General features: G+C 64.9%; 25 protein-coding genes. 18 read left to right on the top strand and 7 right to left on the bottom strand.

Going from position 1 to position 26388, the window contains the following annotated elements; genetic code table 11:
- Positions 1-15 precede the first annotated feature (15 nt).
- Entirely contained in the window at positions 16-1698 is a 1683-nt protein-coding gene (locus PQQ53_RS20710) for an ATP-binding domain-containing protein (RefSeq protein ID WP_408325813.1), read from the bottom strand.
- Positions 1699-1867: 169 nt separating this feature from the next.
- Here PQQ53_RS20710 and PQQ53_RS20705 point away from each other — a divergent pair, with 169 nt between their 5' ends.
- On the top strand, positions 1868-2494 hold the full coding sequence (locus PQQ53_RS20705; protein WP_408146789.1) for a glutathione S-transferase family protein: 627 nt from the start codon (positions 1868-1870) through the stop codon (positions 2492-2494).
- A gap of 217 nt (positions 2495-2711) precedes the next feature.
- Positions 2712-3281 (top strand): Fur family transcriptional regulator, encoded by a 570-nt coding sequence (locus PQQ53_RS20700; RefSeq protein WP_408325810.1) that lies wholly within the window; start codon positions 2712-2714, stop codon positions 3279-3281.
- A 166-nt stretch (positions 3282-3447) separates the two neighbouring features.
- On the opposite strand, the gene PQQ53_RS20695 is transcribed toward PQQ53_RS20700, so the two are convergent.
- Entirely contained in the window at positions 3448-3960 is a 513-nt protein-coding gene (locus PQQ53_RS20695) for a response regulator (protein ID WP_408146785.1), read from the bottom strand.
- 501 nt (positions 3961-4461) lie between these two features.
- On the opposite strand from PQQ53_RS20695, the gene PQQ53_RS20690 reads away from it, so the two are divergent.
- Positions 4462-5181, top strand: coding sequence for a ribonuclease activity regulator RraA (locus PQQ53_RS20690; RefSeq protein WP_408325807.1), 720 nt, complete (start codon positions 4462-4464; stop codon positions 5179-5181).
- 114 nt (positions 5182-5295) lie between these two features.
- Here the strand turns inward: PQQ53_RS20690 and PQQ53_RS20685 are convergent, their stop codons facing one another.
- On the bottom strand, positions 5296-6084 hold the full coding sequence (locus PQQ53_RS20685; protein WP_408325805.1) for a TetR/AcrR family transcriptional regulator: 789 nt from the start codon (positions 6082-6084) through the stop codon (positions 5296-5298).
- A 75-nt stretch (positions 6085-6159) separates the two neighbouring features.
- Here PQQ53_RS20685 and PQQ53_RS20680 point away from each other — a divergent pair, with 75 nt between their 5' ends.
- The 3 genes from PQQ53_RS20680 (at position 6160) to PQQ53_RS20670 (ending at position 10766) form a co-directional block, all read left to right on the top strand.
- On the top strand, positions 6160-7719 hold the full coding sequence (locus PQQ53_RS20680; RefSeq protein ID WP_408325802.1) for an MDR family MFS transporter: 1560 nt from the start codon (positions 6160-6162) through the stop codon (positions 7717-7719).
- Between the two features lie 1024 nt (positions 7720-8743).
- Complete coding sequence (locus PQQ53_RS20675) at positions 8744-9502, top strand: hypothetical protein (RefSeq protein ID WP_408325799.1); 759 nt, start codon at positions 8744-8746, stop codon at positions 9500-9502.
- A 190-nt stretch (positions 9503-9692) separates the two neighbouring features.
- Positions 9693-10766 carry a TAXI family TRAP transporter solute-binding subunit gene (locus PQQ53_RS20670; RefSeq protein ID WP_408146774.1) on the top strand — a complete coding sequence of 358 codons (1074 nt, stop codon included), beginning with the start codon at positions 9693-9695 and terminating at the stop codon, positions 10764-10766.
- Between the two features lie 40 nt (positions 10767-10806).
- Here the strand turns inward: PQQ53_RS20670 and PQQ53_RS20665 are convergent, their stop codons facing one another.
- Positions 10807-12246 (bottom strand): aminotransferase-like domain-containing protein, encoded by a 1440-nt coding sequence (locus PQQ53_RS20665; protein ID WP_408325796.1) that lies wholly within the window; start codon positions 12244-12246, stop codon positions 10807-10809.
- Positions 12247-12362: 116 nt separating this feature from the next.
- Here PQQ53_RS20665 and PQQ53_RS20660 point away from each other — a divergent pair, with 116 nt between their 5' ends.
- From PQQ53_RS20660 to PQQ53_RS20620, 9 genes are all read left to right on the top strand, one after another.
- On the top strand, positions 12363-13250 hold the full coding sequence (locus PQQ53_RS20660; RefSeq protein WP_408155035.1) for a DMT family transporter: 888 nt from the start codon (positions 12363-12365) through the stop codon (positions 13248-13250).
- Between the two features lie 126 nt (positions 13251-13376).
- Positions 13377-14309 (top strand): sap1 transcriptional regulator SapR, encoded by a 933-nt coding sequence (sapR, locus tag PQQ53_RS20655; RefSeq protein ID WP_408146768.1) that lies wholly within the window; start codon positions 13377-13379, stop codon positions 14307-14309.
- Between the two features lie 162 nt (positions 14310-14471).
- Complete coding sequence (locus PQQ53_RS20650; RefSeq protein WP_408155031.1) at positions 14472-15104, top strand: GNAT family N-acetyltransferase; 633 nt, start codon at positions 14472-14474, stop codon at positions 15102-15104.
- A gap of 46 nt (positions 15105-15150) precedes the next feature.
- The gene (locus PQQ53_RS20645) at positions 15151-16017 is read left to right on the top strand and encodes a MerR family transcriptional regulator (RefSeq protein ID WP_408325793.1); all 867 of its coding nucleotides are present in this window, start codon (positions 15151-15153) and stop codon (positions 16015-16017) included.
- A gap of 307 nt (positions 16018-16324) precedes the next feature.
- On the top strand, positions 16325-17320 hold the full coding sequence (locus tag PQQ53_RS20640) for a sulfonate ABC transporter substrate-binding protein (RefSeq protein WP_408325791.1): 996 nt from the start codon (positions 16325-16327) through the stop codon (positions 17318-17320).
- A gap of 133 nt (positions 17321-17453) precedes the next feature.
- A complete protein-coding gene (locus tag PQQ53_RS20635; protein WP_408325788.1) occupies positions 17454-19064 on the top strand; it encodes a flavin-containing monooxygenase in 1611 nt (536 codons plus the stop codon).
- 66 nt (positions 19065-19130) lie between these two features.
- Complete coding sequence (locus PQQ53_RS20630) at positions 19131-20039, top strand: SDR family NAD(P)-dependent oxidoreductase (protein WP_408155025.1); 909 nt, start codon at positions 19131-19133, stop codon at positions 20037-20039.
- 67 nt (positions 20040-20106) lie between these two features.
- Entirely contained in the window at positions 20107-20988 is an 882-nt protein-coding gene (locus PQQ53_RS20625) for a metal-dependent hydrolase (RefSeq protein WP_408325786.1), read from the top strand.
- Positions 20985-21929: an alpha/beta fold hydrolase gene (locus PQQ53_RS20620; RefSeq protein WP_408325783.1), complete on the top strand. Its 945-nt coding sequence runs from the start codon at positions 20985-20987 to the stop codon at positions 21927-21929. The genes PQQ53_RS20625 and PQQ53_RS20620 overlap by 4 nt, the downstream gene beginning before the upstream one ends.
- On the opposite strand, the gene PQQ53_RS20615 is transcribed toward PQQ53_RS20620, so the two are convergent.
- A complete protein-coding gene (locus PQQ53_RS20615; RefSeq protein ID WP_408325780.1) occupies positions 21904-22458 on the bottom strand; it encodes a putative glycolipid-binding domain-containing protein in 555 nt (184 codons plus the stop codon). The genes PQQ53_RS20620 and PQQ53_RS20615 overlap by 26 nt on opposite strands.
- A gap of 324 nt (positions 22459-22782) precedes the next feature.
- Here PQQ53_RS20615 and PQQ53_RS20610 point away from each other — a divergent pair, with 324 nt between their 5' ends.
- The 3 genes from PQQ53_RS20610 (at position 22783) to PQQ53_RS20600 (ending at position 24823) form a co-directional block, all read left to right on the top strand.
- Complete coding sequence (locus PQQ53_RS20610) at positions 22783-23721, top strand: urea transporter (RefSeq protein ID WP_408325778.1); 939 nt, start codon at positions 22783-22785, stop codon at positions 23719-23721.
- 86 nt (positions 23722-23807) lie between these two features.
- On the top strand, positions 23808-24584 hold the full coding sequence (locus tag PQQ53_RS20605; RefSeq protein ID WP_408325776.1) for a class II aldolase/adducin family protein: 777 nt from the start codon (positions 23808-23810) through the stop codon (positions 24582-24584).
- Positions 24530-24823, top strand: coding sequence for a 4-oxalocrotonate tautomerase (locus PQQ53_RS20600; RefSeq protein WP_408325773.1), 294 nt, complete (start codon positions 24530-24532; stop codon positions 24821-24823). Before PQQ53_RS20605 ends, PQQ53_RS20600 begins: the two co-directional genes overlap by 55 nt.
- On the opposite strand, the gene PQQ53_RS20595 is transcribed toward PQQ53_RS20600, so the two are convergent.
- Positions 24806-25015 carry a hypothetical protein gene (locus tag PQQ53_RS20595; RefSeq protein WP_408325770.1) on the bottom strand — a complete coding sequence of 70 codons (210 nt, stop codon included), beginning with the start codon at positions 25013-25015 and terminating at the stop codon, positions 24806-24808. The genes PQQ53_RS20600 and PQQ53_RS20595 overlap by 18 nt on opposite strands.
- A 68-nt stretch (positions 25016-25083) precedes the next feature.
- Positions 25084-26310, bottom strand: a complete 1227-nt coding sequence (locus PQQ53_RS20590; RefSeq protein WP_408325767.1) for a porin — start codon at positions 26308-26310, stop codon at positions 25084-25086.
- Positions 26311-26388: the final 78 nt, after the last annotated feature.

The following is a 26388-nucleotide window of genomic DNA, read 5'->3' as shown; positions in this document are numbered from 1 at the left end:
CACGCCGCCCACCTGCTAACCCTCCCGAGCCTCCCGGCTATCCTTCCCATCGCGCAGCCGCAGGTGACGCGCGGCACGCTGCGACGCGACGACGATCAGCTTCATCGTCGCGCGCGTGGCGCCGACGAATAGCTTGCGCGCGATACGCTCGTCGAACGTTTCGAAGTCGACCTCGGTGAAAATCACGCACGGTGCCGCCTGCCCCTTGAAGCGATAGATCGACTCGAACAGCACGTCGCCTTCGCGATACTGCGGGTTGCCGAACAGGTCGTACTTGCCGGTGAAACTGCGCAGCCGATGCGGGCCGAGATGATCCAGCCCGGTCATCGCCGAGCCTTCGCGGCCGCGGAACGACAGCACCACGATATCCTGCTTGCGAAATCCCAGCGACAACGCCTGCGTGATCGCGCGCTTGGTGGCCTCGATGCCGGCCTCCGCGTGCGTGTCGTCGTAGACGGAGAGCGAAATATCGGAGCCGTCGAACGGACTGCCCGACGCCAACTCCGCGGCGACCGGCACCGACGCGCCGACCACGTCGCGCACATAGTCGAGGATATCGCGCGGGCTGCGATAGTTGGTGGTTTCCTTCAGCGTGGTCCATCCGGGCAACGCGACCGGCTCGCGCATGTACAGATTCTGCAGCGGGTCTTCGAGCCACCACCACGCGGCGCCGGGACGCAACATCCGCTCGAGCGCGGCGACCCAGGGCTGCTGAAAGTCCTGCCCTTCGTCGACGATCAGCACGTCGAATTGCCAGCGCGGCTCGATCGGGGTATCGGCAAACATCGTCTCCAGTTGCCCGAACACCTGGCCGGACTGGAAATCCGGTTCGCGGCCCGCGTCGCGTGCGATCCAGTCGCACAACTGGTGATAGTTCGCGACCTTCGCCTCGGGTGGTGCAACCCGCTCGATGTGGTCCGCCAGCGGCCGGTTGAAGCACACGTATAAAGGCCGCTGGCCGCGCGCCACGGCGTCCTTCATCACCTGCACCGCGAGTTGCGTCTTGCCGGAGCCGGCCGTGCCGATCACGCGCAGCCGGAACGGCGAGAATTCGAGCCGCCGCGCCCACGTCGCGAGTCCGCCCGCGAGGCGCGTGACGAGCGTGCCTGCCTGGCCGACCAGCGCGCTCGCGTCGGGCGTGAGCGCGAGTTCGTCGGCGAGAAAATGATGGATTTTCGATGCGCACGCAAGGTGCGGCTCGTCGGCCGGCAACGCTTCGCGGATGACGGCCGCGAGCCGGTCCTTACGCGTCGCGTCGACGATGCGCGCCGGATTCACGCCGGCAATCGCCGCATCCTTGACGATGTGGTCGGGACAGTACAGCAGTTCCTCGATGAAGTAGGTGCCCGCGCCGAACGCCGCGGTGAAGCGCCGATGCAAACCCTCGATGGTATGCGCGAGCGCGATCGCCACATTGCGCTCGGTTTGCAGATAGACCTTGACGAGCCCCTTCGGCGTTTCGCGCAGGAAACCGGTCTTCTGTTCGACGATCATCACACGCCCGGCCGGGCTCACGATCACGAAGTCGGCCTCGCCGAACACCGAGAAGTTCTGGTTCAGACGCGTCCAGTGGACGCCGTGATAGACCGTGTAGTCGGCGGGCAGCGCCTCCTCCAGCAACGCGAGCGTTTCACGTTCGCGGGCCGCCGCGCCGGTGGCGGCGAGGCTCTTCCAGTCGTCGGGGACAATGCGGGCCATGCGGTGCCTCGTCGTAGTCGGGTGCGGTCATTGTACGCAACGGGCAACGCGCTGGCGGCTTCGTCAGCGGCCTTATGCGGCGCGCAATCCGCACGCATCGTGTATCGTTGCGGATTGAACGCCGCGCACCACGCGCGGCTTGCCAACTGTAAGAAAAAGGATTGACCGGATGATTACGATCTGGGGACGGGCCAATTCGGTCAACGTCCAAAAAGTCTTGTGGTGTTGCGACGAACTGGTGCTGCCGTACGAACGCATCGACGCCGGCCTGGCGTTCGGCCGCAACAACGAGCCCGACTATCTCGCGATGAATCCCACCGGCAAAGTGCCGACCCTGGTCGACGACGACTTCGTGCTGTGGGAATCCAACTCCATCCTGCGCTACCTCGTGCTGCAATACGGCGAGGCGAGCCTGCTCTATCCGTCCGAGCCGAAACAGCGCGCGAGTATCGACCGCTGGCTCGACTGGTCGCTGTCCACCTTGCAGCCCGCCGAGCGCCCGGTCTTCTGGACCCTCGTGCGCACACCGGTGGCACAACGGGATACCGCCAGACTCGCCGCCGATATCGACGCGGTCAGCCTGCTGTGGCGCATGCTGGACACACATCTGCAAGGGCGGTTTTTTCTCGAAGGCGAGAAGTTCACGCTGGCCGACATCGTGATCGGCGCCTACGCGAAACGCTGGTTCGGGCTGGACGGCGTGGAGCGCGCGCCGTTGCCGAATCTGGAGCGCTGGTATTCGCGCATTGCGACTCGGTCGGGTTTCAAGAAGTACGTCGACTTTCCGCTGACTTGAGCCGGTGGGCGGGCGCTTGTTCCGCTTATCCCGCTCCTCGCGCCAATCACGCCTGCCACGCTGTACCGCACAAACCGGCCGCGTCTGCGTTCCGCCGTTTGTGCCAGCTGTGCCAGCGCGGGCGTCAACGTCTTGCTCCGCCACGGCAATACCACCGTGGCGGCGAGACGCGCCGCATCGGCCCACGGCGAGCCCCGCGGACCTTTATAATCGACGCATGAAGACCGCCAAGCCCGCCGCAACCGCCGACCAGGCCACCCCTGCCCGCTCCGCTCATGCTCATGAGCCGGCACACGCGCACGCCGATTCGCAGGAAGCCGCGCTGACGCTCGCGGATGAATATTGCCGCGAACGGGGCGAAAAACTCACGCCGATTCGTCGCAAGGTGCTCGAACTGCTGCTGAACTCGGGACGCGCCACCAAAGCCTATTCGCTGCTCGACGAGATGCGCCAGATCCATCCTGGCTCGGCGCCACCCACGGTGTATCGCGCGCTGGATTTTCTGCTGTCGGCGGGGCTCGTGCATCGGATCGAGTCGATCAATGCGTTCACCGTCTGCCACGATCTGACGCAGTGCCAGCACGGCATCCTCGTGGTCTGCCAGCAATGCGGCAGCGTCACCGAGTTGCATCAGCCGAAGCTGCGCCAGGCGCTGGTTGCGCAGATCCAGGACGCGGGTTATCGGCTCGCCAGCGATGAAATCGAATTGAAGGGATTGTGCGCCGCCTGTCAGGCAGCCGAAGCGTCGAGCGCGAGCGCCTCGATGCCCGTCGCCGCCGCGAAGTAACGGCGTGCCCGGCGGCCCGCTTGACGGGCCGCGCGATGCGCCGCTTCATCGCGGGATCACTTTGGCTCCCGCGCGTCAGCTTCGCAAACGTCGCATACGAACTCGCGACCTGCCTGCTGCGCAACACAGGTTGCAAAGCAACCGCAGAACTGGACCACCCGGCAGATCAACCCGCCGCGCGGGCGTCGATCGCGTCGTGCAGCAGCATCACCAGTTCCTCCGGCAATGCGGGCTTGGTCATGAAATGCTGAAAGCCTTCGCCGATACTGCGCAAGCGGTACGCGTCTTCGGTGTGACCAGTGAGCGCCACCGCGACCGACGGCGAGTGATCACCTCGAATTTCGTGGTCGCGCAGCCGCTGGATCAGATAGAAGCCATCCATGGCCGGCAGGTCGAGATCGCAGACGACAGCGTCGGGTAACAACCGCAGCGCCGCTTCGACACCTTCCTCCGCATCCGCCACGGCGCAGACTTTGGCGCCTTCCGCTTCGAGTAACAAGGTCAGCGATTCCCGGCTATCCGGGTCGTCTTCTACGAGCACGATCGTTGCCTGATCGAGTCTCAATGCTCCGTTCATTTTCTGTTGCTGCTCTAAAAAACCAGTTAGGCCGTCAGACGTGGCCAATGTTTCGTTCTGTTGCTTGCCGCCGGTTTGCGCGGCTGCGAAATTGCTGTTCATGGTTCCGACTCGATTTCATGCAACGAGTTGCAGACAGGGCCAAGATTGTAGGTCATGGCCCTGGCGCAACCCGCGCACAGTAACGCGCCAAAACTGCACGCCGATGAAAAAACGGCTTTCGGCCTTCGCTCGGACAGACCGATGCCGACACCCGATTCGCCACGGCGGCGCGTGCAAACCCCATTCGCACGGCCCTTCCCGCCAGGCGTCTTTTCTGAATTCTTTTTGCCGCGCCGGCGAGGCGGTTCAACTCGCACGGCGTTCACATCCATCTCCCTGGTAGCACGTGGCGTGCCGCGTCCGCGTCGACCGTGCATGGCGATGCTTGCTTGACGCTGTTATCACGCTTACGCGATGTGCGAGCGAGCCGGCCGTGTGGTGAGCGGCGGCGCTATCATCGTGTGCGCGAAGGCCGCGTTAGCGCCGTCGCCCTCACCGTTGCCGCGCCATGCGGCATGCGTTTGCCGACTACCGCTCCTTGACCTGAGGCCACCCGACACCATGTCCGATCTCGACTCCGCGACGCTCGACGCGCTCCGCCATGTCAGCACCGCCACACTGACCACGCAGTTGTTCAAGCGCGGCTTGCGCAATACGTTCATGCAAGGTGTCGCGCCACTCGCTTCGCACAGCGGCGCGAATCTGGTCGGGCCGGCGTTCACGCTGCGCAACATTCCGTCGCGCGAGGACATCGACGTGCTCGAACTGTTCGCAGACCCCGAGTACGCGCAGCGCAAATGCGTCGAAACGATTCCGGCCGGTCACGTGCTCGTGCAGGACTGCCGCAGCGAGCGCGGCAGCGCGTCGTTCGGTTCGATCCTTTCGCTGCGTTTGCAGGTGCGCGGCGTGGCGGGCATGGTGTCCGACGGGCCGGTCCGCGACAGCACGACAATCGCCGCGCTCGGCATGCCGGTGTTCTGCGCGGGCGCGAGCGCGCCGCCGAATCTGATTCGCCATCATGCGGTGGATATCAATGTGCCGATCGGCTGCGGCGGCGTCGCCGTGTTTCCCGGCGATGTGATCGTCGGCGATGCGGACGGCGTGGTGGTAGTTCCACGCAAGATGGCCGCGGAGGTCGCGCAAGCCGCCGCCGAACAGGAGCAGCTCGAAACGTTTCTCACGGAGCGGATTCGCGAAGGCGCGGCGTTGCCGGGCACTTATCCGCCAAACGAAACGACGATGGCGGCCTTTGCGGAATGGAAAAAGGAACGTGGTGTCTGATGCCGCGAGTCGCGTGGGCCAGTTGCGGCACGTTGCGGCTTAGGGTCGCCGCAGCGCTGTCTGAGCGGCGAACGAGTGTACCCCTCTGCGCGCATTTCAACACGCAGCGGGGCGTCAGTCCGCTTTCTTCGGACCTATCCCCTGAAGCAGCAACGCGACCGCATGCCGCGCGATCTCTTCGCCGCCGATATTGCGCCGCAACGGATCGTTGCGCCACAGCTTCAACGTGGCTAGCGGCAGAAGCGTCAACCCCATCAGCGAGACGAACACCAGCGCGGGTTCCAGCCCCGCGTTGAGACGCCCTTCTTTCTGCCAGCGCGCGATGGCCGCCAGCGACGCCTTCTGATGCGCGTTGCCGAAGCGCTCATGAATGCGCTGGCGCAGCAGGCCGCCATCGCTGATCACTTCGCGCACCCACAGCGACGGAAACCACGGATGCTCGCTCGCCACCAGCACGAGCCGCTGCGTGAGCTGCGTGATCGCGGCGACGGGATCGTCGGGATTCTCCTGGAACGGCATGCCGAGCTCCGCGCGCAACGGCCCGAAGCGCTCCTCGACCAGTAAGTCGAGCAACTGTTCGCGCGTCTTGAAGTAGTAATGCATCATCGCCGGCGTGAATCCTGCCTCGCGCGCGATCTCGCCGAGCGTAGTGTCGACGATGCCCTGCCGCGCGAACAGCGTGAGCGCGGCGTCGAGCAGGCGGCTGCGCTGCTCCGCTCCGCGTGCGGCGCCCGTCGGCCTCCCAGGGCGGCGGGCGGGCGCGGCGGTTGCGGCGGTTGCGGCACGTGTCGAGTCTGCCGGCGCGGCTTTCACTGCGCGCTTCGGCACCTTGCCCGCCTTGAGGGCGGCCGTACCACGCGACGATTTTTTCACCGCCGGGTCATCTGCTGGAATCCTTGCCATTGCATTCAATTTGACGAGTGACGCGATGTCGCATATATTAATCTCTGAATTAATTAATTTCAATGCCCTGGTGCCATGGAACAATCGACCACGACTCAACTCGCCGAGCGTATGAAGCCTGACGCGCAGCCCGGCTTGCACCCGGACGTGCGGGCAGACTCGCCAGCCGCCGCGCACCCGCCTATCCGTCTGCTGTTTCCTGCGCTGCTGCTGGTCATGCTGCTCGCCGCGCTCGATCAGACAATCGTCTCGACCGCGCTGCCGACCATCGTCGGCGAACTCGGCGGGCTCAACAACCTGTCCTGGGTGGTGACCGCCTACCTGCTCAGCTCGACTATCGTCGTGCCGCTGTACGGCAAGTTCGGCGACCTGTTCGGCCGCAAGATCGTGTTGCAGACGGCGATCATCGTGTTCCTGGTTGGCTCTGCCCTGTGCGGCCTCGCGCAGAACATGACCCAGCTGATCGTGCTGCGCGCGCTGCAAGGGCTCGGCGGCGGCGGCCTGCTGGTGGTGACGATGGCAGCGATCGCCGATGTGATTCCGCCGGCCGAGCGCGGCCGCTATCAGGGCGTGTTCGGCGGCGTGTTCGGTCTTGCGACCGTGATCGGGCCGCTGCTCGGCGGCTTTCTCGTCGAGCACCTCACGTGGCGCTGGATTTTCTACATCAACCTGCCGCTCGGCATCATGTCGCTCGTCGTGATCGGCGCGGTGTTCAAGCCGCACGTTCGTCACGTGAAGCACACCATCGACTACATGGGCGCCGCGTTTCTGGCCGGCGCGCTCACCTGCATCATCCTGTTTACAAGCCAGGGCGGCACGATCCTGCCGTGGTCGTCGCCGCAACTGTGGTTCACGCTGGGCATGGGGCTCGTGGCGATCTGGGGTTTCATCCATGAAGAACGCAGCGCGGTCGAACCGATCATGCCGCTCGAACTCTTCAAGCAGCGCACGTTTTTGCTGAGCAGCCTGATCGGCTTCATCATCGGCGTGTCGCTGTTCGGCTCGGTGACGTTCATCCCGCTCTATTTGCAAGTGGTGAAAGGCTCGACGCCGACGGCGGCGGGCATGCAGATGCTACCGATGATGGGCGGCCTGTTCGTGATGTCGATGGTGACGGGCCGCGTGATCAGCAAGATCGGCAAGTACCGCCTGTTCCCGATCATGGGCACCGCGCTCGTGGCGATCGCGATGGTACTGCTCTCGCGTTTGCAGATCGACACGCCCATTCATGTGATGTATCTCTACATGGGCGTTCTCGGTTGCGGTCTCGGCATGGTGATGCAGGTGCTGATTCTCGCCGTACAGAACGCCGTGGAGTTCAAACACGTCGGCGTGGCCACTTCCGGTGCGACGCTGTTCCGTTCGATCGGCGGTTCGATCGGCGTGGCCGGCTTCGGTGCGGTGTTCTCGAACGGACTCGCCGCCCGACTCGAAAAGCTGATTCCGCCCGACACGGAACTGCCGCATGCGTTGGGACCCGCTGCGATCCACCAGTTGCCGGACGCGTTGCGCAACGACTATCTGCATGCGTTCGCCGGTGCGCTGCATACGGTGTATCTCGCGGCCGCCTGCGTGGTGGTGCTGGCTTTCGCACTCGCGTGGTTGCTGAAGGATCATCCTCTGCGCAAGCATTGATTGCCATCGGAGAGTTGCCTTTCGGCGCTTGATGCAAGCGCGCTTAAATGACGGGATCGGGACGAGGTCGAACGCTACACGCGTCGACCTCGTTTTCATTTTCGCCGTCACGCTGCTGCGTTGCGCAAGCGCCGCAATTCATGCGCGCCGAGCACTCGTCCTGAACCACTGGAAAAAATCCAACGTTCGCTCGTTCTTCCGGCATCCTCACTGTTTCGTCGTACCTGGCAATGTGCGGTAGCGCACACAAGATAGGTGCCAACGGCGATTGACGTTATGAGCGAAACACCACATATTGGAAGCATCGGCAACGCAAGCGCAGCTTGCGTTTTCAGACTCTCCGGCGCATGTGGATCGTGATTCCGCGGACAAGGCTCCAGCCTCAACACGATCCGGAGCATGCCGTAATGGCATTGTTTTCCACAGGCGGGTCCACGGCATGTCCACCCAGACAGCACTCGGCCACAGTTTCCCAACACCCTGCAAACGGTGCGGCGGTGCACTGTACCGGCAAGTGGACACTTGTCCATATTGCGGCGCGGCACATCCGCTCGAAGAGAGCTCGTACAGGCGCACGCCGTTCGCGGAGAGCCGGACCGGCGCGAGCGATCAGGCCCGCCACAAATTCAGTAACGTGCAAGCTTCGTCGGGGGCGACCGCGACGGTTCACGCTGTGCGTCCCGACGAAGCCGCTCCTTCCGCGGTCACACCTCGTACCGCGCCAGCGCCGACGCACGTGCCGCTCCCACCGTACGACGACACGAACTATCCGCCGCGTGAAGGATTAACGTTTCGCCACGTGCTGATTGCAATTGCCGTGCTTGTCGTCATCGGCCTGGCGTTTGTCGCTTTTGCGCTATTTAGCGCCGGTAGTGATTCGGAAGACACGATCGGCGATCAGACTACCGCCACTCGTCAGGACGCCAGAACGACTACCGGTACGATCGCGCCATTCGCACCGGCTCAATCGAATCCTCCGGCCGTTGCAACCAGGCCTTCTGCACCGGTCAACGTGGTGAAGATAATGCCACCCGCTCCCGCCATGCCTGTCGCGCCAACGGTCGTAGCGCCAGCGGTCGTAGCGCCAGCGGTCGTAGCGCCAGCGGTCGCAGCGCCACCCGCCGTCGCACCACAGGTCGTCGCACCACCCGCTGCCGCGACGCCTGTCAGACCCGCACCGCAGTTCCGCGATGTCTCGCAAGCCCTGCAAGCGGCGCGGCTCGCGTTCCGCGCCAACGACCTGTCCGCCGCGCAAGCCGCACTCGGCGCCGCGCTGGCGATGCAACCGGGCAACAGTGCCGCGCAGGACCTGGCGTCCGAATTACGGCCCTTGACCGCGCGCCGCGACGCCGCATTGCAGGCCGCGCAAACATGCATCGCGCAGCAGTCGTGGCCCTGCGCGCGCGCGCATGCCAACGAGGCGCTCACGATCGACACCGGCAACGAAGCAGCCAGGGGCATCCTCGCGCGCGTGATTCGCGAGACCGGCTGGGCGCCGCTCAACCCGCGCGCTGCGGCAGCCGCGCTGGCGCAAGGCAAACCGCTCGCACCGCCACAGGCCGCCGCGGCAACGCAACAGGCCCAACTGCAAACGCCGTTGCCGCAAGGCTTACCGGCAACCGGCGAGTTGTCGGCGGCAGCGCCGCGCGCCGGCACGGCAGGCACTGCCGGAGGAACGGCAAATGGCGTCGATGCTCGCGAGCGCGCCATCAAGGACTCCGGTTGGAGCCGGGCACCGCCGAACGGCGGAAAATCTTCAACCAGCACGCCAACCGGCCAGTGAAATTTGTTTGGATACCGAATCACATAGCAGATATCCGCTCAAAGCGCCCACATTAATCCATGCGCTTTGAGCGGCAACAGACGGACGCGGCCATCGAAGCGCGTCGAGCATGACATGGCAACCGGCTCTCTTGCGCTTCACGCGCACTGACGCGCGAGGCTGTACAACCTGACCGATAGGTGAATAGACCATGCTGAAGAGACTTCTCGCGGGATGGCTGGGGCTGGCGCTAATCCTCGTATGCTCGCTAGCCGGCGCGGAACCGGCGCACTACAAGATCGTCACCGGCCCCGAGCGCGGCACCTATATCCAGATCGGCCAGGATCTGTCGAAATGGGTGGCTCAACCGGTCGGCATCGACCTGGACGTGGTGGCGTCGAAGGGCTCCGCGGAGAACGTGCAGCGCATGCGCTTCGAACCCGGCGTCAAACTCGCGCTGGTGCAATCCGACGTGTACCAGGCCTACATCGACATGGCAAACGCGGGCAATTCCGACGCGGGCACGACGATCCGGCCACTGCGGCTCATCATGCCGCTCTACGACGAGGAAATTAACGTCGTGGTACGCGCGGATTCGCCGCTGAAAACCCTCGCGGACATTAAGGACAAGACCATTAGCGTCGGCCTGCTGGGCAGCGGTACTGCTCAAACGGCCACGACGCTCTACCACCTGATGTTCGGCCAGCCGATTCCCCCACAGAACGTCCAGCACCTGAGCAACGAGGACGCGCTCGCCGCGCTGATCGTGAAGAAGGTGGACGTCGCGATCATCGTGGTCGGGCAGCCGGCGAAGCTGTTCAACGACATGAACCCCGAGCTGCTGCAACAGATCCGCCTCTTGCGGGTCGATCCCGCCGCGCCCGAAACCGCGCGCGCCAAACAGACCTACTTCCCCACCACGATCCGCACGGCCAGCTACCCGACCTGGTTGAAGGAGGATGTCCCCGCGCTGACCGTCAAGGCCTTTCTCGTCACCTACGATTACGGCCTGCGCGATACCGTCGGCAATCTGAACCGCTTCGCCGACTCGCTGTGCGCGAACTTCGACACCCTGCAGGAGCACGGCCATCCCAAATGGAAGCAGGTGAAACTCGAATTGCCGCCCCTCGTGCGCGGCTGGAAATATTACGGGCCGGTCGAAAAGCATCTGCGCGCGTGCCTGACGAACCGGAGCGCCGCGATGAACGCGACCGCCACGCAAGCGGCGCAGAAACCACGCTCGACCTGCACGGACCAGGAGCGCCTGCTTCTGTTGTGCAAATAGCTTCGTCTGAAAGGCGAATAGCTTCGCGGGACGCGCGCGTTCAGGCGCGCTCCCGCGCCCTTCCTCCTGCCACGGCCGATGCCTCCATCGCCCGTTGCAACGCCTCGTACACCTTCGGACGATTGCATTGCGACACGTTAAAGCGCAGAAAGCCCGCCGCCGATTGCGACGCGCTGAACACGTTGCCCGGCGCGAACACGACGTTGTCGGCGAGCGCATGACGCGCGACGTCGGCGGCGTCGAGCGAATCCGGCAAACGGGCCCACACGAAGAGGCCGCCGCGCGGCCGGGTCCAGATATCGAGGCCCGCATAGCCGAGCCGCCTGACGGTGTCGCCCATTGCGTCGGCGAGCTTCGCGCGCATCGACTCCAGATGCCGCCGGTAGGTGCCGTCCACCAGCATCCGATGCACGACGCTCGCCGCGAGCTGACCGTTGCCGAACGTCGTCGCCAGCTTCAGGTCGATCAGCGGCTCGATCCATTCGGCGCGCGCGGCGACGTAGCCGCAGCGCACCGCCGCGGACAGGGTCTTCGAAAAGCTGCCGATCGACACCACCCGCGCGAGCCCGTCGAACGCGGCGAGACGCGGCGCGGGTTCGTCCTCGAGGTCGGCGAAGATATCGTCCTCGACGATCAGCAGATCGTGCTCACCCGCGAGCTTCAGCAGCCGATGCGCGATAGCCGGCGCGAGCGTCGCGCCCGTGGGGTTGTGAATCGCGGAGTTGGTCACATAGAGCCGCGGACGATGCTCGATCAGCGCCCGTTCGAACGCCGCCAGATCGGGCCCGCAAGGCGTGTACGGCACGCTCACGATGCGCGCGCGATGGGCGCGCAGCAAGGCCTGAAAATTGAAATAGCACGGATCGTCGATCAGCACGGTGTCGCCCGGTTCGAGCAGGAAGCGGCACACCAGATCGAGCGCGTGCGTACCGCCGTCGGTCAGCACGATCTGCTCGGGCGGCGCATCCACGCCGTGCTGCGAGAGCCGCCATGCCAGCTGCTGGCGCAGCGCGGGCAGACCGGCCGGGCACGCGTAGTCGGCGAGCACGGACTGCGGATCGCGCGCCACCGCGCGCAGCGCGCGGCGCACGCCGTCTTCCGGCAGCCACGCGGCCGGCACCCAGCCGCAGCCGGGTTTCAGCACCTTCGAGCCCGCCTCCAGCGACTGCCGCGTGAGCCACAGCGGATCGACCTCGCGATCCAGACGCGGCCCGAGATCGGCGAGCGCGAGCGGCGGCGCATGGCCTGACACGAAAAATCCGGAGCTGCGCCGCGCGACGATCACGCCTTCCGCGACCAGCCTGTCGTATGCTTCCACGACGGTCGACTTCGATACCCCGAGTGTTTCGGTCATCGCGCGGATCGACGGCACGCGCGCACCCGGCATCAGCGAGCGGCTTGCGATGCGCTCGCGCAAACTGTCCATCACCGTGCCGACACGCGTGCCCGATGCAGTCCGGTTGTTCTCGCTTTCTACCATCTGTACTGCTCCACGTTCGGTACAGTTTGTACGAATTGTACTGATCTGTAGCTTACCCTTTTCGGCTAAAACCGGGATGCTATGCGTTCTATTTCATGGGCATATGGACTCTTCCGATGGACAAGACGACGAACGGCTGGCTCAGCGGACTTGCAGGCGTCCTGATTTTCAGCGGCTCGCTGCCGGCCACGCGGCTTGCCGTGCAAGGCCTCGACCCGGTGTTTCTGACCGTCGCCCGCGCGACGATTGCCGGCGCGCTCGGCCTGTTGCTGCTGCTGGTGTTTCGTGAGACGCGCCCCGCGCGCCGCGATCTGATTCCGCTCGTCGTGGTCGCGCTCGGCGTGGTGGTTGGCTTTCCGTTGTTGACGGCGCTTGCGTTGCGCCACGTCAGTTCCGCGCATGCGGTCGTGTTCGTCGGCCTGCTGCCGCTTGCCACCGCGATTTTCGCCGTGCTGCGCGGCGGCGAGCGTCCGCAACCGGCGTTCTGGCTGTTCTCGGCGCTCGGCAGCGGCGCGGTGGTCGCGTTCGCGATGCGCCACGGCATCGACGCATCGCCCATCGGCGATGCGCTCATGCTGGGCGCCATCGTCGTATGCGGCCTGGGCTATGCCGAAGGCGCGCGTCTGTCGCGGCATCTCGGCGGCTGGCAGGTGATTTCGTGGGCCCTGGTGCTGTCGCTGCCGCTGATGCTGCCGCTCGCCTGGTGGACCCGGCCCGCTTCGTTCGAGGGCGTCAGCCACGCCGCGTTCTGGGGACTCGCGTACGTGTCGCTCTTCAGCATGCTGATCGGCTTCGTGTTCTGGTATCGCGGGCTCGCGCTCGGCGGCATCGCGGCCGTCGGGCAGTTGCAGTTGCTGCAGCCGTTCTTCGGGCTGCTGCTTGCCGGACTGCTGCTGCACGAACAGGTGCCGCCCGCGATGATTCTGGTCACGGTCGTGGTGGTGGCGTGCGTCGCGGGCGCGCGGCGTTTCTCGCGGGCCGCGCCGGTGCGGCCGGCGGTTTGAGCCGCGGGTTGGACAGGGTCGGGGTCATGATCATGGCCCTCCTCCTTTGCGGATCGAAGGAAGCGAACCGCCGGTTGAATATGTCATCATCCCGATGATCGATCCACCACCGCGCCGCGACTCACGATGCCGACCGCTTTCGCTCAAACCGTCGAAGCCCGCTTTGCCGAACTTACGCCAACTTCCAAACGCGTCGCCAGCTACATGCTGGCGAACCTCGAGCGGCTCGGCCTCGAAACCGCCGATCAGATCGCCCAGCAAGCCGGCACGAGCGGCATTTCGGTCGGCCGCTTCCTGCGCAGCGTCGGCTACCAGAACCTCGACGACCTGAAGCGCGAATTGCGCGGCGCGCAGGAGCGCCCGTGGCTCATCACCGACCGGCTCGACGCGTTCCGCCGCAGCGGCAGCCCAGGCAGCCCAAGCAGCAGCCCAAGCGGGCAAGGCGAAGCAACCGGCGAGGCCGCGCCCGACGCCGCCACTGCCACAGCTCATCATGCCGTGCTCGCCCATTCGCTCGAACTCGAGATCGGCGCGATCCAGCATGTCTACCAGCTCGCGCAAACCCCGGTGTTCGCTCGCGTCGCGGAGCGCATTTCGACCGCCGACGCGGTGTACATCCTCGGCATTCAATCCACGCGCGGTATCAGCAACGCGTTCTACAGCTACCTCGAATACATTCGGCCGCGCGTCTTCTATTCCGATGGGATGTCCGGTTCATACGTCGATTCGCTGAACTCGGAATTCGAGTCGCCGTATCTGATCGTCACCGACACCCGCGCTTATTCGACGGTCGCGCGCCGCTATTGCGAAGCCGCCACCCGCCGCGGCCTGCCGTTCGCGCTCGTCACCGATATTTACTGTCCGTGGGCGCGCGATTTCGACGGCGATCTGCTGCAGGTGAAGACCGATGTCGGCCAGTTCTGGGACTCGCTCGCGCCGCTCACCTGCCTGTTCAATCTGCTGATTTCGGCGATCGTCGAGCGGCTCGGCGCGGGAATCGACGAACGTGTGGCCCGCAATCGGCAACTGCAAAGCGAATTCGATCAGTTCGATCTGTGAGGCGCGCGTTGCCTCGACCGGCAACAATAAGAGCGGATTCGCCGCGCGTTTGCTGCAATCGCCCACCACGTATCGCGCCGATTTTTGACCCGCTTCAAATCGGCGCGCGCGGCGAGCATAGTAAGCGTTTCGGCGGATTTACCGGCTACGACAGGAACACGTATGAGCACGACCCGCACAGCCCCCTCATCATCACCGTCAGCGGACGCATCGACGGATACACGAAGCGCCCCGTCCATCCGCGACGCCACCGAAGCCGATCTCCCCGCGATTCAGGCGATCTACGCACATCACGTTCTGACCGGCGTCGCGTCGTTCGAAGAAACCCCGCCTTCCGTCGACGACCTGTGCACCCGGCTCGCATCGGTGCGCGCTCATGGGCTGCCGTACATGGTCGCCGAGATCGACGGCGAGGTCGCGGGCTATTGCTATGCGACGCCATACCGGCCGCGCGCCGCGTATCGCAACACCATCGAAGATTCGATCTACGTGAGCGACGCCTATCGCGGACGCGGCCTCGGACGCGTGTTGCTGCAGGCGCTGATCGAACGCTGCGAAAGCGGACCGTGGCGCCAGATGGTCGCCGTGATCGCGGATAACGGCAGCGGCGGTTCGCTGTCGCTGCACACGCAGTTGGGCTTCGAACTGACCGGCACGTTGAAGGCCGTGGGCTTCAAGCACGGCCGCTGGATCGACACGACGCTGATGCAACGCACGCTGGGACGCGGCGACTCCACGATGCCGGATGATGCAACGAAAGAAACCGCCGGCGCACCAACCAGCCGACGCGCCTGAAGCGCCGCGCTGGTGGCGCGCAAGGCCGCCGCGTTAAAATCGCCGCATGCCCAAGAAGCCGCCTCCCGTCGCGCCCTCGCCTGCCGGTTCCGTCGAACCGGCGAGCGCCACGTCGCGCAACGAATACACCGTCGACGAACTCGCGCGCGTCACCGACACCACCGTGCGCAACGTGCGCGCCTATCAGGACCGCGGCCTGCTCGCGCCGCCGGAGAAGCGCGGCCGGGTCGGCGTGTATGACGACACGCACGTGTCGCGTCTCAAGCTGATCAATCACCTGCTGGCGCGCGGCTACACGCTCGCGAACATCCAGGACCTGATCATGGCGGTCGATGAAGGCCACGACCTGCGCTCGATCCTCGGTCTCGAAACCGCGATCGGCGGACGCTGGTCGCGCGAACGGCCAAAGAAATATTCGCTGCTCGAACTGCTGCAAATGTTCGGCGACAAGACGTCGCCCGGCGCGCTCGCCAAAGCGGTCGATCTCGGCCTGCTCGAACGCGACGGCCTCTCGTTCGTGTCGGGCAACCCCACCGCGCTGACTGCCGGCGCGACCATGGCGAAGGAAGGCATTGCGCTTGCCGATCTGCTCGACGCCGTGAGCATCGCGAGGCCGCATTTCAATGCAGTCGCGAAAGCACTGGTCGATCTGGTGGTGCATCAGTTGGACCGCTACGACGCCGATGCACTGCCGCCGCCCGCCGACGTGCCCGCACTGGTCGACGCGATCTGGCGTTTGCGCCCGCTTGCCAGCGTGCTGGTCGAAAGCGAAATGAACCGCGCCCTCGAAGAAGCGTCCGGCGATTATCTGGGCGACCGCGTTGCCGCAATCATGGAAAAGAAGCTCGGCCATCCGGCGCAAGGCGCGGCGGCTGCGCGCACTGTGACGAAAAAAGGCAACGCGAAGAAGTAACGCGGCAGACGGTGCAGGCGCGCGCATACGTGGCGCGCACCCGTGGCGCGCGTTCGTGCCCGCTCCCACCGCGAAATGCACACGCCGATACAGCGCAGCGTTTTCGCGCGCACGTCATATTCAAATCTGCATTGCTTCGTTTGACCGGCAAGACGTCCATACGACGATCCCCGAATGCCGCCGCAACGTGTTCCCCGCAGCGCCCATCCCGACACGCGCCATGCGTCGCTCGACCCGGGCGGACCACGCGGGACACAAGCGGACACCAACGGCGCACACGTCAATCGACTGCAATGGAGATCGCCGGATGGCACGTCACCCTCGTTTCACGCTTCATCTCACCGCCGCGTTGCTGACGGCTGTCACGACCCTGGGCGCGAACGCGCAGACCACGGGCAACAACAACGAGCCGGCCAAAGTGCTGCGCATCGGCTATCAGAAATCGGGCTTGCTCGCGGTGCTCAAAGCGCAAGGCTCGCTCGACGACAAACTCAAGCCGCTCGGCTATGCCGTCAAGTGGTTCGAATTCCCGGCCGGGCCGCAACTGCTCGAAGCGCTGAACGCCAACAGCATCGACTTCGGCTATACCGGCGCGCCGCCAGCCGTGTTCGCGCAAGCGGGCGGCGTGCACTTCGTGTACGTCGGCGCTGAGCCTTCGGGGCGTCATGCCGAAGCCATTCTGGTCAGAAGCGATTCGGCGCTGCGCAACGTCGCCGATCTGAAGGGCAAACGTGTCGCGTTGCAGAAGGGATCGAGTTCGAACTATCTGCTGCTCGAAGCGCTGAAGCAAGCGGGCCTGCACTACGAAGACATTCACCCGGTGTATCTGGCACCCGCCGACGCGCGCGCCGCCTTCGAAAACGGCAGCGTGGACGCATGGGTGATCTGGGACCCCTATTACGCAGCGGCGCAACAGGCGCTGAAGGCGCGCATGCTGGTCGACTATGCCGAACTCAACAGTCCGTACAACTTCTACGAAGCGACGCGCGATTTCTCGCAGCAGCATCCCGATGTGATCGGGGCGATTCTCGGGCAGTTGCGCCTTGCCGGCGCGTGGGTCAATGCGCATCCGGTGGAAACCGCCGCGCTGATCGCGCCGAAGGTCGGCCTCGACCAGAAGGTGGTCGAGACGTGGGTGCGCCGCTATCCGTACGGCACCACGGCCGTCAGCGACGAGATCGTGCGCTCGCAGCAGGTGGTCGCCGACGCCTTTTATGGCGCCCACCTGATCCCGCAGAAAATTACCGTGAAAGACAACGTCTGGCAGAGCCCGGTGGTCGCGGCAGCGCTGGCCGTGCGGTGAAGCGCGCGGCGAGCATCGCCGCCGGGCACCTAGAGTCGGGCGTCTAACCGGCTTCTTGCGTCAGCCGTTTCCAGCCTCTATCGTTACATCAACCAATGTAACAGTTTAGACGGTTAAAATGGAGACGGATCGGATGAACGCCCGCACGATGCCTCACGACGCCGCGCCTCCCGACGCGCCGGCGCCCGTCGACACCGATATCGCCATCATCGGCTCCGGCTTTGCGGGCCTCGGTATGGCGATCCGCCTCCGGCAAGCCGGCATCACCGATTTCATCGTCGCCGAAAAGGCCGGCTCGGTCGGCGGCACCTGGCGCGACAACCACTATCCCGGCTGCGCGTGCGACGTCCAATCGCACGTCTATTCGTTCTCGTTCGCACCCAATCCGCGCTGGTCCCGCATGTTTGCGCGCCAGCCGGAAATTCGCGCTTACCTCGAAGATTGCGCGCGGCGCTTCGGCATCGAGCCGCATCTGCGTTTCGCTCACGAACTGGCGAGCGCGATCTACGACGACACACGCCACCGCTGGCAACTGACCTTCACGAACGGCCAGCGATGCTCCGCGCGCGTGCTGATCTCGGGAATGGGCGGCCTCTCGCGCGCCGCCGTGCCAAACATTCCCGGCATCGAGCGATTCCGCGGCAAGTCGTTTCACTCGCAGCACTGGGACCATGACTATCCGCTCGACGGCAAACGCGTCGCCGTGATCGGCACCGGCGCGAGCGCGATCCAGTTCGTGCCGCAGATCGCCCCGCGCGTCGCGCATCTGGATCTGTTCCAGCGCACGCCGCCGTGGATCATGCCGAAAGCCGACCGCGCGGTGAACCCGCTCGAACAGTGGCTGTTCAGAAACCTGCCATTCACGCAGAAGATCATGCGTTCGGCGCTTTACTGCATGCTCGAATCGCGCGCGTTCGGTTTCGCGATTCATCCGTCGCTGATGAAGACCGCGCAGAAAGTCGCCGAGCGTCACCTGCGCCGCCAGGTACCCGACCCGCAACTGCGCGCCACGCTCACGCCGAACTACACGATGGGCTGCAAGCGCATCCTGATCTCGAACGACTACTTCCCCGCCGTGTCGCGCCCGAATGTCTCGGTGACGACCACGGGCATCGCGCGCATCGAAGAAGACGCGGTGATCACCACCGACGGCGTGCGCCATCCGGCCGACTGCCTGATCTTCGGCACCGGCTTCCAGGTGGCCGATCCGTTTCCGGCGGGCGTGGTGCGCGGGCGCGGCGGCATCGATATCGTCGATACGTGGCGCGACGGCGCGCATGCATACCTCGGTACGTCATTGCCTGGCTATCCGAACTTTTTCATGATCGTCGGACCGAATACCGGCCTTGGGCATAACTCGATGGTGTTCATGATCGAGTCGCAGGTCGAGTACATCCTGCGCGCGCTGAAGACGATGCAGGCTGAACGCGCCGCCGCGATCGAAGTGCGTGCGCAAGTGGAGCGCAGCTACAACGAGCAGATCCAGCGGAAACTCGGCCGCGCGATCTGGTCGACGGGCGGCTGCAAGAGCTGGTATCTCGATCCGAAGACCGGCAGGAACACCACGCTGTGGCCGGGGTTTGCGTACAAATTTCGCCAGGCCACGAGTACCTTCAGCATGGACGACTACCTTGCCTATGCGCCCGCACCGCAAGCAAGTACTCAGGCAGGTACCGAGGCGAGTCCGCAGCAGCCCGCGCACGTTCATGGCAACGCGGCCGCTACATCGGCGCAAGCGTCCTGACAACGCATCACGAAGACATGGACGACAACGACAGCGCACCGTTCAGAGAGGACTGGAGACAAGCCAATGAAGAACTTTACCGGCAGAGTGGCCGCGATCACCGGCGCGGGTTCGGGCATGGGCCGCGCACTCGCTATTCAACTGGCGCGCGAAGGCTGTCACCTCGCGCTCGCCGACCGCAATGCGACGAGCCTCGCCGAAACCGGGCAGCTTGTGCGCACCGCCGCCCCGCACATCGTCGGCTCGCCGTTGCACATCACCACCCGCGTGCTCGACGTCGCGGACCGCGCGGCAATGTTCGAGTGGGCCGCCGAAACGGCGCTGCAGCACGAGCGCGTCAATCTCGTGTTCAACAATGCGGGCGTGGCGCTGTCGAGCACGATCGAAGGCATGGACTACGCCGATCTGGAATGGATCGTCGGCATCAACTTCTGGGGCGTGGTGCACGGCACGAAAGCGTTCCTGCCGTATCTGAAAGCGTCCGGCGCGGGACATATCGTCAATACGTCGAGCGTATTCGGCCTGTTTTCGCAGCCTGGCATGAGCGGCTACAACGCGACCAAATTCGCCGTGCGCGGCTTTACCGAAGCGCTGCGCCAGGAGCTCGATCTGATGAAGTGCGGCGTGTCGGCAACCTGCGTGCATCCGGGCGGCATCCGCACGGGCATTGCACAGTCGAGCCGGATCTCGTCGAACATGGTCGGCTTCATGCTGGAAACCGAACAGCAAGGCAAGGACGACTTCGAGAAGTTCTTCATCACCACCGCCGACGACGCCGCGCGCGTGATTCTCGACGGCGTGCGCAAGAACAAACGGCGCGTGTTGATCGGGCGGGATGCGCGCGCCGCAGACTGGCTCGCGCGCACGTTGCCGGCGGCGTACCAGGCGCTGGTCGTGATGCAGACGCGCCGGCTGAAACGCGCCGCGGAAAAACGCGCGCGCCGCGCCGCGCAGTTCGACGGCACACGCGCCTGATGAACGCGCTGCGCTCCACACAGCCCGCGCGCCCGACTGTGTCCTCAACATCACCAGGAGAAAGGTCATGATGCCGGTTCGCCGCGACCTCCGTTTCAACCTGCCGCCGCAACACGCGTGCGACTGGCACGCGCAAGGCGCGTATGTGACGCACTTCTTCAATTCGCTTTCGCTGCTCTTTCCGGCCGGAGAGCGTTTCTTCATGGACAGCGTGCGCCACTACCGCGACCAGATCGACGACCCCGAGCTGAAAAAGCAGGTGCTCGGCTTCATCGGCCAGGAAGCGATGCATACGCGCGAACACATCGAATACAACGATCTGCTGCAGCAAGCCGGCCTGCCCGCACACAAGCTCGACAAGCGGCTGTGGATGATTCTCAACTTCTTGCGCAAGGTGCTGCCGCCTTCGCATCAGCTCGCGATCACGGTCTGCCTCGAACACTACACGGCAATGCTCGCCAACCTGCTGCTGGAAGACGGGACGCGCATCGAGGGATCGGTCGAAGGCTATACGCAGATGTGGACCTGGCACGCGCTCGAGGAAACCGAACACAAGTCCGTTTCATACGACGTCTGGAACACGGTGCTCAAGCCCGGCCTCGGCCGCTATCTGCTGCGCACCGGCACCATGCTCGCCACCACCGTGACGTTCTGGCTCATCGTGTTCGACTTCCACGTGCGCCTGCTGATCGCCGATCGCAAACGCGGCGGCCATCTGCGCGGCATGTGGCGCATCGTCAAATATCTGTATGGTCCGCGCCATGGCGTGTTTCCGCGTATCGCCGGGGAATGGCTGAGCTTTTTCCGGCCCGGCTTCCATCCGTGGGATTACGACAATCGTGCGCAACTGGCGCGCATCGAGGACCTGGTGGCCGCAGTCGACGCAAGCAATGCCGTCACGCCGAGCGCGCGCAAGGCCGCGCGGCGCGGCGTGCAGGCGGCCGCGTGATACGCGACGCGCTGTCGGTCGAGTCCGGCGGTGTACGGCTCGCGGTCTACGTGAGCGGACCGCGCGAAGCGCCGCCGATCGTGCTGGTGCACGGTTATCCCGATTCGGCGGCCGTATGGGAGCCGGTGCGCGCGCAACTCGACGCGCGCTATCGCGTGATCGCTTACGACGTGCGCGGCGCGGGCGCCTCCGACGCACCGGCCACGCGCAGCGCGTACCGGCTCGAACGACTTGCGGCCGATCTCGCCGCGGTCGCCGATGCAACCTGCGGCACGTGCCCTTTTCACCTGGTCGGGCATGACTGGGGCTCGATTCAAAGCTGGGAAGCCGTCACCGATCCGGCGTTCGAAGGCCGTATCGCGTCTTATACGTCGATCTCCGGGCCGTGCCTTGATCATGCGTCGCCCGGTTTGCGCGGAGGCGAGGCGAATCGCCCGTCACGCGAAACGGCAAAACGTCCGTTCGGCAGCGGCGTGCGGCAAACGCTCAAATCCTGGTACATCTTTTTCTTTCATCTGCCGTGGCTGCCGGAACTGATGTGGCGCGCCAGCGGCGCTCGCCTGTGGCCGCTGTGGCTGCGCATGACCGAACACGTGCACCCGGCTCGCGATCCAGCGCAAATGCGCAATGCGATCAACGGACTGAATCTGTATCGCGCCAACTTCATCGACAAGCTGCTGCGGCCGCGCGCGCGGCAGGCGCATGCGCCGGTGCAATTCATCGTGCCGCTGCGCGACCGTTATGTCGGACCGGAGCTATCGCTCGGACTGGAAGGCTGGCTCGGGGCCTACGAACGCAGTGAAATCGATGCGGGCCACTGGGTCGTGCTGCGTGAGCCCGCGCGCATCGCGGCATGCATCGAGCGCTTTGTCAGCCGGCATCGAACGGAACATGACGGCCTCGCTGCGGCGCCGCTCAACGCGCGCGCGGCAGGCGCGTGAATAGCGTCGGATAGTCGATCACGAGGCCGTCCTGGTCCACCTGCATGTTCGCGGTGAAGTTGCGGAAGATACCTTCGTAGCGATACTCGCGATTCAGACCGACGCACGAATACGCCTGCTCGACGCGCGTGACCTGCAAATCCGGCGTCGAGATATAGGCGACCGAAATCGGTTGACGCTCGCCTTCGGCCAGTTGCAACCGGCGGATCGGTAGCGTATTGGTGAACGGCGTGGCCGCGATATCGATGTCGATACAGCCTTCGATCCCGCTCAATACGAGACCGTGCCCGTCGCGCCAATGGCCCGCGCCGTCGCCGTACAATTCCAGTTCGCCACCGCCGACGATCTTCAGCCACGCATGCCGCGTGCGCCATTGCGCGTCGCAGCGCACCGAGTAGTGCAGCCCATACGCGCGCCCGTAGCGCTGGCCGACCACCACGCTCTCCACCGCGAAGCTGTCGTCGCGCGCGTCGAACGTCAGATGTTCGATGCCGTCGCCCTCTTCCGAAGCCCACCGTAGTTCACGCATCAGCCTGTCTCCTCGCGAAAGCCGCGCGACCTGCGCGCCGGGCTCATATATCGTAGCGCGAATGCCGGCTAGCGGGTCACCGACGCGTGTTCGTCGTGCGCGTGTTCGTCGTGCGCGTGGGCGGCTACGAAATAGCCACTATCAACGCGCGACGATGCCCGAATCCACATAGCTGGCCTATGCTCGCGGTTTGCCGTAGTCAGGGCGGGCTCGCTGCGTTGCGGCCGAACCTGCACGCACGCCTGGCGCCCGCCGCGCAAGCTCGCGCGGCGCGCTTCATCGACATTGCGACATTCCGACACTCAATCGAACCACCGTCAATCCATGCACGCCGCCGCGACCGACGCTCCCTCCGCCGCCTTGCGCACACTGTTGCGCAGTCTCGGCCAGATCGTGCTGCAACCGAACGCGTTCACCGGCGCGTGCCTGCTCGCTGCGTGGTGGGTCGCCGAGCCGCGCCTCGCATGTGCGGCGCTGATGGGCGCGGTCGCGGCCAACGTGAGCGCCATGCTGGCCGGCTGTCGCGACGACGACACCCGCGCCGGACTGCACGGCTTCAACGGCGCGCTCGCAGGACTCGCCGCCTTCAGTTTCATCCGCGACGCCGCGACTGCAACCGCCGTCGCGATTCTCGCCGCGACGGCCACCGCGTGGCCCGTGGGGCCGTGGTCGCGATGGCTGCGCGCACGCGGACTGAGCTGCCTGTCGAGTCCGTATCTGATCGTGACATGGTGCTGGCTGCCTATGATCACGAGCGGCGCACAGCCCGTGAGCCCGGCTTCGTTGCACTCGCCAGGCCTCGCCCAATGGAGTGGCGCGGTACTCGCCGGATTCGCGCAAACAGGCTTTGGGTCGGGCGCGTTAGCGGGTTGGCTCGTGCTGACCGGCATCGCGGCGGCATCGTGCCGGCATGCACTATGGGCGCTGGGCGGCGCGACACTTGCGAGCGCCGCGCATCTTCTGCTCGGCGCAACCCCACACTCGTTCGACACCGGCCTGTTAGGATTCAACGGCGCGCTCACCGCACTCGCGCTCATCGATTGCGGCGTCGTGCCGATGGTGGGCGGCGTCGCCGTTTCGATCGTGCTGCAAGCGGCGGCCACCCACTTCGGCTGGCCGGCGATGGCCGCGCCCTTTGTACTCGCGACGTGGTGCGTGCAATGGGTCAGGCATCGCGTCATGCGCGGCGCTATCGCAGACGGATCGGCGCAAAGCATGGAAAGCGCCCGACCGGTCACGGCGCCGGTCACGCGCACGAATTGACACATGGCGGCGGCATTGCGCGCAGGTCAGCACGCGCTGACAACCGACTGCACCGCACCGACGCGAGGCAACCTCAGGAGACAGTCATGTCGTTCACCCACACCCCGGCCGGCCGCGTAGCCGACTCCGGCCCACTCTCCGACGCGGAGCGCCAGACCCGCGTCGACCTGGCCGCCGCCTATCGCCTCGCGGCGCTCAACGGCTGGGACGACCTGATCTACACGCATATCTCGGCGAGCGTGCCGGACGGACCCGGCCACTTCCTGATCAACCCGTTTGGTCTCGCGTTCGACGAAGTGCGCGCGTCGAACCTCGTGAAGATCGATATCGCCGGCAACATCGTCGGCGCCAGCGAATACGCCGTGAACGCAACCGGCTTCGCGCTGCACGCCGCCGTCCACGCGGCGCGCGCCGACGCGTTCTGCGTCATGCATCTGCACAACACGGCGGGCGTCGCGGTTTCCGCGCAACCGGCCGGCCTGCTGCCCGCCTCGCAGCACGCGCTGCGCTTTTACGGCCAGCTCGCGTATCACGATTACGAAGGCCTCGCGTTCACACTGGCCGAAGGCGAACGTCTCGTCGCGAATCTCGCCGACAAGCCCGCTATGCTGCTGCGCAATCACGGCACACTGACGGCCGGACGCACGGTCGCCGAAGCTTATGTGCTGATGGCCACGCTGCTGAAGGCCTGCGAGATTCAACTGCAGGCGCAAGCATGCGGCACGGAGCTCGTCGTACCGAATGACGCGCTCGCCGCACGCACGGCGGCACAACTGTATGACGGCGGCGCAATCGAAGGCACGCTCGAATGGCCTGCGCTGCTGCGCAAGCTCGACCGGCTCGACCGCAGCTATCGCGACTGAAGCCGCGCCACGCTCATCTCAATCTCATTGCTCAACGGAGTCATGCCATGCCCACGTTTCACATCGAACTCTTCGAAGGCCGTTCGCTGGAACAGAAACGCCAGTTCGTCGAAGCGATCACCCAAGCGACTTGCGACTCGCTCGGCGTCGAACCGAATTCGGTGGAGATCATCCTCACTGACGTGAAGCGCGAGAACTGGGCAACGGGGGGACGTTTGTGGTCAGACGCCGATGCGTGAACATGCAATGGCATGGTTCAGCGGGTCAGCTGTGGATGTGTGTAACGAGGGGCGCTCGCCCTGAGCGCTGAAAAGGCTCGCCGCCAGATGCGTGCGGGAATGGCCGATCAGGCCACCGCTCGCGATGCCGAAAAGTCGCAAACGGCTCAAAAAGCTGCGCGCGTTGCGCGCGCAGCTGTTGTTGCTGAACAACGCTTTTCTTCAAGCGTTGCCGTGGCGGCGTAACGAAACGCCGGCTGCGCCGCCACTAAACTACCCGATCAGAACTTGTGGATGATACCCACGCCGACAGCAATCTGGCTGCGCGACGAGGACGGCGAACCGTTCTGGCCGTCGCCGATGCTTGCCGTTGCGTCGATGATCGTCTTGCCGTTGCCTGCAAGCGTCTGACCGTTAGCACGCTGATACGCTTCCAGCGCATACAGGCCGGTACGCTTGGACAGGCTGTAGTACTGCGACAGGTTGAACTGGTTGTAGCTAGCCGTGTTCGAAATGCCGTTCGACGACGTCGCACGCGTGTAGCTATAGCCAGCGGCCAGGTCCAGCGGCGTGATCGGCTTCCAGTGCAACACTGCGCCACCCGTATTCCAGATTTGCGTGTCGTGGAAGAACGAACCCGAACCCGCAGCGTATTGAACGTTCGAGTAAGCGAACGAAACGTCCCACTGCGAGTTGAACGCGTAGCCGCCCGTCACTGCAACGCGCTGCTGCTTCGCCGCGGTCTGGAAGCCGTTGTTGATTGCCGAGACAGCCGGCTCTGCGCCGTTGTTCGACATCGCGGAATTCCAGTTCACAGCGGCCGGGCTGGTGGTGGCGATCCCGGCATTGTCGATGCGCTGGATGCCTGCTGCGATGCCGATCGGGCCGTTCAGGTACTGTGCCGCCACGCTCCAGACCTGGCCAGCGGAGAAGCTGCCCGCGTTGCCGCCCAGCGAGTACGAACCGCTGATCGTCAGACCGCGCATGTTCGGCGACGTGTAGACCAGCGAGTTGTTGGCGCGGTACAGCGTATCCAGCGAGTCGATATCACCCGGGTGCGCGCCGTATGCACCGGTCAGCCACGTAGTCGGGCTGTACGGCGACAGCAGCGTGTAGTACGACGTGTACTGGCGACCCGCCGTCAGCGTACCGAACGTGCCATTCGTCAGACCCACCCATGCCTGACGGTTGAACGCCAGACCCGACACGCCTTGCGCGCCGGTTGCGCTGTTAAAGCCCTGTTCCAACTGGAAAATCGCCTTCGTGCCGCCACCCAGATCTTCCGAGCCCTTCAGGCCGAAACGGCTGCCAGCCCAGATGCCGTTGATCATCTTGACTTGCGAGGAGCCACCCGCAGACGGCTTCGCCGAACCCACCGCGCTCAGCGTCGTCGAGCTGTTCTGATAGCCGATACCCGTATCGACGATACCGTACAGCGTCACGTTGCTTTGTGCATGCGCGCCGAGGGCGACCAACCCGATGGCCGAACCAACCAGTGCCTTTTTCATTTCTACTCCTGTTAAAAATTCTATTTTTTTGCGGCCTTGTGCGAGCGCCGCTGAGTGTGGGCTTATACGTTTTTTTAA

Origin of the sequence: Paraburkholderia strydomiana (genome assembly GCF_046030495.1) — a bacterium.
GTDB classification, from domain to species: domain Bacteria; phylum Pseudomonadota; class Gammaproteobacteria; order Burkholderiales; family Burkholderiaceae; genus Paraburkholderia; species Paraburkholderia strydomiana_A.
Note: the sequence above shows the minus strand (reverse complement) of the source record. Positions and strands in the feature narration are given on the sequence as shown.